8 protein-coding genes are annotated in these 9,208 nt (G+C 66.3%); all 8 read right to left on the minus strand.

Annotated features, from left to right (window positions below; all coding sequences use genetic code 11):
- Positions 1-91 precede the first annotated feature (91 nt).
- The 8 genes from BSZ39_RS11425 to pdhA are packed head-to-tail and all read right to left on the minus strand — an operon-like array spanning position 92 to position 9,053.
- Positions 92-1,090, minus strand: coding sequence for an NAD(P)-dependent oxidoreductase (locus BSZ39_RS11425; protein WP_073717452.1), 999 nt, complete (start codon positions 1,088-1,090; stop codon positions 92-94).
- 9 nt (positions 1,091-1,099) lie between these two features.
- Positions 1,100-2,170: a butyrate kinase gene (gene buk / locus BSZ39_RS11430; protein ID WP_073717453.1), complete on the minus strand. Its 1,071-nt coding sequence runs from the start codon at positions 2,168-2,170 to the stop codon at positions 1,100-1,102.
- Positions 2,167-3,060, minus strand: a complete 894-nt coding sequence (locus BSZ39_RS11435; RefSeq protein WP_073717454.1) for a phosphate acyltransferase — start codon at positions 3,058-3,060, stop codon at positions 2,167-2,169. The genes buk and BSZ39_RS11435 overlap by 4 nt, the downstream gene beginning before the upstream one ends.
- An 8-nt stretch (positions 3,061-3,068) precedes the next feature.
- On the minus strand, positions 3,069-4,133 hold the full coding sequence (locus BSZ39_RS11440; RefSeq protein ID WP_073717455.1) for a PTS sugar transporter subunit IIC: 1,065 nt from the start codon (positions 4,131-4,133) through the stop codon (positions 3,069-3,071).
- A 13-nt stretch (positions 4,134-4,146) separates the two neighbouring features.
- Complete coding sequence (gene lpdA / locus BSZ39_RS11445; protein ID WP_073717456.1) at positions 4,147-5,559, minus strand: dihydrolipoyl dehydrogenase; 1,413 nt, start codon at positions 5,557-5,559, stop codon at positions 4,147-4,149.
- Between the two features lie 3 nt (positions 5,560-5,562).
- Positions 5,563-6,951, minus strand: a complete 1,389-nt coding sequence (locus tag BSZ39_RS11450; protein WP_073717457.1) for a dihydrolipoamide acetyltransferase family protein — start codon at positions 6,949-6,951, stop codon at positions 5,563-5,565.
- A gap of 12 nt (positions 6,952-6,963) precedes the next feature.
- Positions 6,964-7,941, minus strand: a complete 978-nt coding sequence (locus BSZ39_RS11455; protein ID WP_073717458.1) for an alpha-ketoacid dehydrogenase subunit beta — start codon at positions 7,939-7,941, stop codon at positions 6,964-6,966.
- A 2-nt stretch (positions 7,942-7,943) separates the two neighbouring features.
- Positions 7,944-9,053, minus strand: a complete 1,110-nt coding sequence (gene pdhA, locus BSZ39_RS11460; protein ID WP_073717459.1) for a pyruvate dehydrogenase (acetyl-transferring) E1 component subunit alpha — start codon at positions 9,051-9,053, stop codon at positions 7,944-7,946.
- Positions 9,054-9,208 lie beyond the last annotated feature (155 nt).

Consider the following 9,208-nt stretch of genomic DNA (forward strand, 5'->3'; position numbering starts at 1 on the left):
CTGGATGGTTGCTTTGACACCACCCATCGTGCAGTCAGGGGCCCGTTCCTTCATCCCCGGTCGGTGACTACAACGTCATGACCCACAACAGCTAGACGGCTCCCCCGACGACGAGCGGGCTCGTGCCGGACTTGCGCATCTCGAGCAGCGAATCGACCGACTGCTCCACCATCGCGCTGACCACCTCGCGCGTGTAGAACGCGATGTGGGGCGTGACGAGCACGTTCGGGAAGGAACGCAGCAGCACGAGGTTGCGATGCCGGATCGTGCCGAGGCGCACGTCGCGGTGGAAGTACTCGAGATCGTTTTCGAGCACGTCGAGCGCGGCGCCCGCCAGGTGGCCCGACTCGAGCGCGCTGATGAGCGCCTCGGCGTCGATGAGATCACCTCGGCCGCAGTTAACGATCGTTGCGCCCTTGCGCATCTTGGCGAGCCGCTCGGCACCAATGAGGTGATGGTTCGCCTCGGACGCCGGCGCATGCAGCGTCACGAGATCGGACTCGGCGAGCATCGTGTCGAGGTCGACGTATTCGACGATGCCCTCGAGCTCCGACTTCGGGTACGGGTCGGTGGCGAGCACGCGTGTACCGAACGGCTTGATGAAGTTTGCGACCATCGCGCCGATGCGGCCGGTGCCGAGGATGCCGACGGTGGAGTTGCCGAGCTCCGAGCCCTGCGAGCCCATGAGCGAGAAGTCCTGGATCTGGGCGCGGTGCATGACGAGCTTCATCCGGCGCAGCGTCATGAGGATGAGCATGACGGTGTATTCCGCGACCGAGTTCGGCGGGTAGGTGACATGCCCGACGGTGATGCCGAAGTTCTTCGCCGCATCGAGGTCGATGTGATCGAAGCCGACGGTGCGCGTCGACAGGTATTTCACGCCGCGCTCGGCAAGCGCAGCCATGAGCTCCGCGTCGACGATGGACTGGCCGAGGATCGACACGGCGTCGGTCTCGGGCAGGTCGTCGATGCCGGCGAGCTCCAGGCGGGTGTTGCGGATGATGATCTCGACGCCGGTGCGGCTCATGCACGCATCGACATCACCGAGCTCATCGGGACGGACATCATAGGCGACGATGGGGTGGGTCATGAGTGGTCCTTATAGGTAGTTAGTGACGAGCTGGGCGTCTTCCTCGCCGCGGATGATCCGCAAGGCCCCCAGGGCGAGTGCCTCCATCTCGAATTCTCCCCCGAAAGCGTGGATCGGCGCGATCCATTCGACGCGCTGCTTGATCGCGGCGACGAGGTCGGTGGAACGGGCCATGCCGCCGGTCAGGGCGATGGCGTCGATGCGGCCGGACAGCGACGTCGCGAGGGTCGCGATCGTCTTGCCGATCTGCAGGGCCAGCGCATCGAAGATGAGGGCGGCCTTGTCGTCCCCGTCCTTGATGCGCGCCTCGATCTCGCGCAGGTCCGTCGTGCCGAGCAGCCCTGCGAGTCCGGCCGAGCCGCGCACGACGGACTTGAGCTCGCCGGCCGGCACGGTCTGCGCGAGCGCGACGAATTCCTTCAGCGGAACGCCGCCGCTGCGCTCGGCGGAGAACATGATCTCGTCATCGGATACGAAATCGATCATGGCGCCGCCGTCGATCGCGCATGCCGTCGATCCCCCACCGAGGTGGACGATGACCGTGCGCGCCGACTCGTAAGGAGTGCCGATCGCGTCGGCGAGTTTGCGTGCGACGGCCCGCATGTTGAGGTGGTGGCCGATCGATTTGCGCTCAATGCCGGGGATGCCGGTAATGCGGCACACGTCCGACATTTCGTCGACGGTGACCGGATCGTAGATCAGCGCGAGTGCGCCGTCGGCGCCGAGCCGAGACGCGAGCGCCGACGCGAGCGGCCCACCGAGGTTCGAGGCATGCTCGAGCACGGGGCGGTTCGCGATGATGTCGAGGAAGGCGTCATCGACGTGGTAGCCGCCGGGGGCGACCGGGCCGACGAGCCCGCCGCGCCCCACGACCGCATCGAAGCTGCCGGCCGGGAAATCGTTCGCCAGCGCCGCCTCGATATCGGCCTCGCGGCGCTCCAGCTGATCCATGATCGACGCTGCGCCCGCGAAGTCCTCACGCGAGTAGGTCAGTTCGTGGCGGAAGACTTCGCTCGCATCGTTAAAGACCGCGATCTTCGTCGACGTCGAGCCAGGATTGATGACGAGGATGCGGCTCATGCGCCCGCCCCCATCGCGATCGCCAGCTCGATCGAATACCGCTTTTCATCCGCGCCCGCGCTGCGGGACGTGAGGATGATCGGGCACGTGGCGCCGAGCACGACGCCCGCCATCACTCCCCCACCGAAGTAGATGAGCGACTTCGACAGGGCATTGCCGGTGACGATATCGGGCACAACGATGACGTCCGCATCGCCGCTGATCTCGCCCGGATAGCCCTTTTCCGCGCCGATGCCGGGCACGAGCGCGATATCCAGCGAGATCGGTCCTTCGACGACGTATTCGCGGCCGGTCTTCGCGGCGAGCTCGGCCTGCAGTTCGGCTGACGGCAGCCGAGGGATCACGGTCTCGGCTGCCGACAGCAGCGCCACCTTCGGGGCTTCGCGCCCGAGGGCACGCATGACGGCGACGCCGTGGTCGATGATCGCCTCGGTCTGCTCCGCGTTCGGGACGGTCACCATGCCGCCGTCGGTCACGGCGACGAGCCGACCGAGCTTTTCGGCCTGCAGCACCGCAACGTGAGAGAGGACCGCCGACGCCCGAATCCCGGTTTCCCGGTCGACGACGGCCTTGAGGAACGTCCCCGAAGAGACGTGCCCCTTCATGAGCGCCCCGGCCTTGCCCTCGCGGACGAGGGCAACGGCCTTGGCGGCAGCATCGGCGTCATCGCTCGCCGTCAGGCATTCGAAGCTGCCGGCGGGCAGGTGCTCGGCGGCTTTCGCTTCGAGCGCGTCGGACGGGTCAACCAGGTAGGGCCGGATGACGCCGGCCTCGGTCAGCTGCGCGAGCGAGGTGAGAACCGCGTCGTCGCACGCAGTGACCACGGCGATACCGACGGCCTGGTCGCGACCCGCGACGAAGTCATCGAGTTGAGCGAGCGAGGTAAGCATCGAATTCCTTACTTGACGTTGAGGTAGTAGTCCTCAGGCTTGATGATCGGAACCATCTGCGTGAAGACCCGGTTGAACAGGATGCCGAACGCGACGGGCGCGACGACGAACGCGATGAGCGCCTTGCCGATGTTCAGCGCCGTCCAGCCCTCGAGGCCGAAGTAGGCCAGCGGGCCGACGAGGCCGGAGAAGCCGAAGCCCGCCGACATCGGGGTGCCGGTGATCCCGAGGATCGCGCCGAGGATGCCACACAGGGCAGCCGAGCAGATGACCGGGAGCATAATCTTCGGTTTCTTCAGAACGTTCGCCATCGACATCTTGGGCGAACCGATGAAGTGCGCGAGCGACGTGCCGTGCGAGTTGACCTTCCAGCCGGCGATCGCGAGGCCAAAGCCCGCGGCGCAGACGCCGAGGTTACCGGCGCCCGAGCCAACCCCGGCGAGCGAGATCGCGAGCGCGATACCGACCGTCGTGATGGGCGAGACGATGAGGATCGAGAAGATCACGGCGATGAGCATCGCCATGATGATCGGCTGGAGCGTCAGCAGGCTCTCCACGCCCTGCCCGATCCAGTACGTAATCTGCTGGATATAGGGCAGGGCGAGGCGACCCGCGACACCCGCGATCGCGAGGACCGCGACCGGGATGACGAGGATCGTGTACGCCTTCATGGAGTTGCCGAGCCACAGGACGACGCCGGCCGCGAGCGCCGCGGTGACGCCCATGGTGATGACGTCGCCGGTGCCGTGCAGCACCATCTTGCCGTCTTCGAAATGCACCGCGCCGGCCGCGAACATGGTCGCGACGCCGACGGCGGCCGACTGGATCGGCGTGAACTTGAAGTTCAGGCCGACCATGAAGCCGATGACGAGACCCATGACGCCGTTGGAGACCTGGGTGGCCTGCAGGACGACGTCGAGCCACGGAGCATGCGGCAGGAGCGCGCGCACGAGCTCGCCGAGGAGGGCGCCCGGGATGAGGGCGACCACGGTACCGATCGCCAGCCCGTTGAGGACGTTCATCGTGAAGTCCTTCGCGGGATGCGCTGTCTGGGGCTGAATTTGGACAGACATGAGGGGTGCGTTCCTATGCGTGAATGGCGTGGCCGACGGCAGCCTCGGCCGCATCCATGATGGATTCATTGAGGGTAGGGTGCGCGTGGATTGTGGCTACGACATCCTCAGCACCGAGCAGGTTCACGACGGCGAGGCCGAGTTCTCCGATCAGTTCGGACGCATTGGGGCCGACGACCTGCGCGCCGAGCAGGCGGCCCGTTTCCTCGTCGGTGACGAGCCGAACGAACCCGACGGCCTGGCCGAGCGAGAGCGCGCGGCCATTGCCGCCGAGCGGGAACTTCGTCTTCTTGGCCTTGATGCCGGCGTCCTTCGCCTCGGCGGCCGTCATGCCGACGGTCGCGATCTCGGGCGAGGTGTAGCACACGGCCGGGATGGCGAGGTAGTCGACGGCGGCGGCCTGATCGCCCGCGATCGCGGCGGCCGCAACCTTGGCTTCGAAGCTCGCCTTGTGCGCGAGTGGCAGGCCCGCGGTGATGTCGCCGATCGCGAAGATCTGCGGCACGGCGGTCCGGCACTGCTCGTCGACCTCGATGAGGCCGCGCTCGGTCGTCGACAGGCCCGTCATCTCCAGGCCGATCTCGTCGGTGTTCGGCACGCGGCCGACGCACACGCCGAGGTAATCGGCCTCGATCTGGTGCTCGCCGTCGGTGCTTTCATACGTCGCGGTCACGACGTCACCGTCGACCTTGGTGGCCGTGAGCTTCGCCCCCGTGATGATCCCGATGCCGCGCTTCTTCGCCTGGCGCAGCACCGGGGCGACGAGGTCGGACTCGAAGGAGGCGAGGACGGAGTCCAGGCCTTCCAGCACGGTAACCTTCGAGCCGAGATCGGCATAGGCGCCCGCGAGTTCCATCCCGATATAGCCGCCACCGACGATGACGAGCCGCTCGGGAATCTCGCTCAGGTTGAGCACGCCGGTCGAGTCGAGGATCCGCTCGCCAAGCGGCGCCACCGACAGCTGGACCGAGCGCGAGCCCGTCGCGATGATGCAGTGCTTGAACGAGTAGGACTGGCCGTAGACGTCGTCGAAGACGACGCGCACGGTCGAGGCGTCGACGAAATGAGCTTCGCCGGAGATGACCTCGACGCCGTTCTTCTTCAGCAGGCCCGCGACACCCTTGGTGAGGCGACCGACGACGTCGTTATCCTTCCACGCCTGGGTGGCGGCGAAGTCGACGGTCGTGTTCTCGTTGGTGACGCCGAACAGGCCGGGCGCCTTCGAGGCGGCCACGTGGTGGCCGGCCTCGATGAGCGCCTTGGACGGGATGCAGCCGACGTTCAGGCAAGTCCCGCCGACGGCGTCCTTTTCGACGACGAGGACCTTCTTGCCGAGCTGCGCCGCCCGGATCGCCGCGACGTACCCGCCAGGGCCGGAACCGATGACGACGACGTCGACTTCGGACGCAAAATCTCCTACGACCATGGTCTAGCTCTCCGCAAACAGGTAGTCGGGATCGGACAGGAATGCCTTGAAGTCGTTCAGCGCGAGCTGGGCGGCAACACCATCGACGAGGCGGTGATCGAAGCCGAAGCTGATCTTCATGACGTCGTGGTAGACGGGGTTCTTGTCCTCATCGGGCAGGAATTCGCCCTCGATCCGGCCGATGCCGATGATGACAGCCTCGGGCACGTTGATGATCGGGGTGGACCACACGCCCGCGGTAGCGGCGCCACCGACGTTCGTGATGGTGAGCGAGCCGCCGCGCATGTCGGCGCTCGTGAGCTTGCCAGCCATCGCGAGTTCGGAAAGCCGTTCGACTTCGCGCGCGATGTCGAACAGCGAGAGCCGGTCCGCATCCTTGATGACGGGCACGAACAAGCCGTGCTCGGTGTTGATCGCCACGGACACGTCGATCGAATCCTTGTGGACGATCTCGTAGTTCGCCATATCGGCGTACGCGTTGAGGTCGGCGTGGCGCTTGAGCATCGCGACGGCGGCCTTGACCAGGTACGGCGTGTAGGTGAGCTTGATGCCGGCCTCGGCGGCGCGGGGCTTGAGGCGAGCGCGGTGGGCCATGAGCTCGTCGACGACGGCGCGGTCGAAGACCGTGACGTGCGGGACGGTCTGCTTCGCGGCGACCATGGCATTGGCCGTGGCCTTGCGCACGGGGCTCATCTTTTCGCGACGCTCCCCTGCCTGCGGCGCGACGTGCGCCGGGGCAGCCAGCGGCGCGGCAGGCGTGGCGGCCTCGGGCGCGGCGGGTGCTTCGGGCGCTGCGGGCGCGACAGGTTCGGCGGCGGGCGCCGGTGCGGCAGCAGCCGGGGCGCCACTCAGCGCGGCCTCGACGTCTTCCATCGTGATGAGGCCGGAGCGGCCGGTGCCCGAGATCGTGCGCAGGTCGATGCCGTGCTGGCGCGCGAAGTAGCGCACCCGCGGCACCGCGAGCGTACGGATATCGACGTCCTCGCCGTGGACGGCCGGGCGGTCGCCGGCGGGAGCCGCAGCCACCTCGGATGCCCCCGTCGCGGGGGCATCCGCCACGGGGGCCGCGTCGGTTTCTTCGTCGGCCTCCTTGATGGCATCGACGCCGGACTCATCGGCGGCGACATCGCTATCGCCGGCCGGGGCCGCCTCGCCATCGCCGGTGTCGATCTCGATGATCACGGACCCGACGAGGGCCTTATCACCCTCCTCGCCGATGATCTTCGCGACGATGCCGTCGACGGGGCTCGGCAGATCGGCCGTCGCCTTATCGGATTGGATCTCAACGAGCGTGTCGTCTTCCTTCACGTGATCGCCGACCTTGACGTGCCAGGCGATGATGTCGGCTTCGTGGGTGCCCTCACCAATGTCGGGCAACTTGAACTGATACATTCTGGCCCTCCCTTAGAACTCGTAAGCGGACTTGGCTGCGGCGTAGATGTCCTTCGCGTTCGGCAGCCACACGCTCTCGGCGGCACCGAACGGGTAGGTCGTATCCGGGCCGGACACGCGCGCGATCGGGGCGTCGAGCTGCATGAAGCAGCGCTTGCCCAGCTCGCTTGCGACGTAGCCGCCGACACCCGCGATGTTCTGGGCTTCCTGCGCGACGACGACGCGATGCGTCTTGTTGACGGAGGCCACCAGGGTCTCGAAGTCGATCGGGGCGACGGTGCGCAGGTCGATGACCTCGGCGCTGATGCCGTCCTTCGCGAGCTCTTCGGCGGCCTTTTCGGCTTCGATGACCATAAGGCCGTAGCCAATGATCGTTACGTCGGTGCCTTCGCGGCGGACGGCAGCCTTGTCGAGATCGACGGTGTAGTAGTCCTCGGGGACTTCGCCCTTGACCGTGCGGTAGAGCTTCAGGTGCTCGAGGAAGACGACCGGGTCGTTCGACTCGATCGAGGAGATCAGCAGGCCCTTCGCGTCGTACGCGCTGGACGGGATGACCACGCGCAGGCCCGGGATCTGGGCGAACAGACCCTCGTACGAATCCGAGTGCAGCTCGGGCGTGTGCACGCCGCCACCGAACGGGGTCCGGATCGTCAGCGGCAGGTGGCGCTTGCCGGCGTAGCGGAAGCGGTAGCGGGCAATATGCGCGACGACGGCGTCCATGCCCTGCAGGATGAACGACGAGAACTGGATCTCCGGCAGCGGGCGCATGCCCTGGTCGGCCAGGCCGATCGACATCGCGAGGATGCCAGACTCGGCGAGCGGGGTGTCGAACACGCGGTCGGTACCGTACTTGGCCTGCAGGCCGTCGGTGATGCGGAAGACGCCGCCGTTCTTGCCGACGTCCTCCCCAAATATCATCGTGTTCTCGTCCTTCTCGAGCATGACGTCGAGGCCGGAGGTTACGGCTTGGGCAAGAGTCATCTCACTCATGATTAGTTAGCCTCCTTCGCGGCGTAGGTCTCGATCTGCTCAGCGAGCGTTGCGGGTGGGGTTTCGTACATGACGGAAAGGAAGTCAGTGACCTTCTGCGCCGGGGTCTGGCCCATGAGCTTCAGGGCCTCCTTGATCTCGGCCTTGACCTCTTCGGCGATCTGCTCTTCGCGTTCGATTTCCCACTTGCCAGCGGCGACGAGCACCTCGCGCAGGCGACGCAGTGCCGACTTGTTCGTCCACAGCTCGACCTCGTCGTCGCCGCGGTAGCGGCTGGGCTCATCCGACATCGTGTGCGAGCCGGAACGGTAGGTGACGGCCTCGATGAGGACCGGGCCGTTACCGGCGAGCGCGTATTCGCGTGCGGACTTCACCGTGAGGTACATGGCGACGGGATCGTTGCCGTCGACGCGCACGGCGGGCGCACCCGCGGCGACGCCCTTCTGGGCGAGCGTGTGGGCGGCGGTCTGGTTCACGACGGGAACCGAGATGGCGTACTGGTTGTTCTGGATGAGGGCAATGACGGGGGCCTTGTAGACGCCCGCGAAGTTCAGGCCTTCGTAGAAGTCACCCTGCGAGGTGGCACCATCGCCGAGTAGTGCGAGCGCGACGCGCTTTTCGCCCTTGCGGGCCATCGCCATGGCCGCACCGACGGCGTGCATGGCGGTCGCGCCGACGATCACCTGCGGCACCCAGGCCGACACGTCCTCGGGGTAGGCATTGCCCTCGATGTGGCCGCGCCACCACAAGAACGCCTGATGCATCGGTACGCCGTGCTTGATGAGCGGCGCGAGGTCGCGGTAGGTGGGAATGAGCAGGTCGGTGGCATCCAGCGCCTTCAACGACGCGAACTGGGACGCTTCTTGACCACCGGCGGGCGCGTAGTTTCCGAGCGCACCCTGGCGGTTGAGCATGATGATGCGCTGGTCAAAGACGTGCGCCCACACCATGTCTTCCATAAGCTCGACGAGGGTCTCTTCGGGGACCTGATCTAGGGCCTTCTTATCGAGAACTTCGCCTTCTGGGCTGAGCACCGCATGCATGGGGAAGGCATCGCCATAGCTGGCGCTTATCTCCCCCCAGGGGATTGCGGCAAGCGAGACGTGATCCATGTGCAACCATCCTCTTCGATGAATTTTCCTGATCGCTACGTTCCCTAGCGTAGCGGATTTGAGGCTCTTCAGAGTTGAGTGTGGGCACGCCGATCGGGCAGGGGTGTTGGGGATAAGCATCGAGGTCCCTGATGATGAGTGGACTTTAACCCCCC

The organism is Bowdeniella nasicola (genome assembly GCF_001907295.1).
Lineage (GTDB): Bacteria > Actinomycetota > Actinomycetes > Actinomycetales > Actinomycetaceae > Bowdeniella > Bowdeniella nasicola.

Excerpts from the sequence above, each read along its gene's own strand:
- BSZ39_RS11425 (WP_073717452.1), bottom strand. The coding sequence starts at position 1,090 with ATGACCCACCCCATCGTCGCCTATGATGTCCGTCCCGATGAGCTCGGT.
- buk (WP_073717453.1), bottom strand. The coding sequence starts at position 2,170 with ATGAGCCGCATCCTCGTCATCAATCCTGGCTCGACGTCGACGAAGATC.
- BSZ39_RS11435 (WP_073717454.1), bottom strand. The coding sequence starts at position 3,060 with ATGCTTACCTCGCTCGCTCAACTCGATGACTTCGTCGCGGGTCGCGAC.
- BSZ39_RS11440 (WP_073717455.1), bottom strand. The coding sequence starts at position 4,133 with ATGTCTGTCCAAATTCAGCCCCAGACAGCGCATCCCGCGAAGGACTTC.
- lpdA (WP_073717456.1), bottom strand. The coding sequence starts at position 5,559 with ATGGTCGTAGGAGATTTTGCGTCCGAAGTCGACGTCGTCGTCATCGGT.
- BSZ39_RS11450 (WP_073717457.1), bottom strand. The coding sequence starts at position 6,951 with ATGTATCAGTTCAAGTTGCCCGACATTGGTGAGGGCACCCACGAAGCC.
- BSZ39_RS11455 (WP_073717458.1), bottom strand. The coding sequence starts at position 7,941 with ATGAGTGAGATGACTCTTGCCCAAGCCGTAACCTCCGGCCTCGACGTC.
- pdhA (WP_073717459.1), bottom strand. The coding sequence starts at position 9,053 with ATGGATCACGTCTCGCTTGCCGCAATCCCCTGGGGGGAGATAAGCGCC.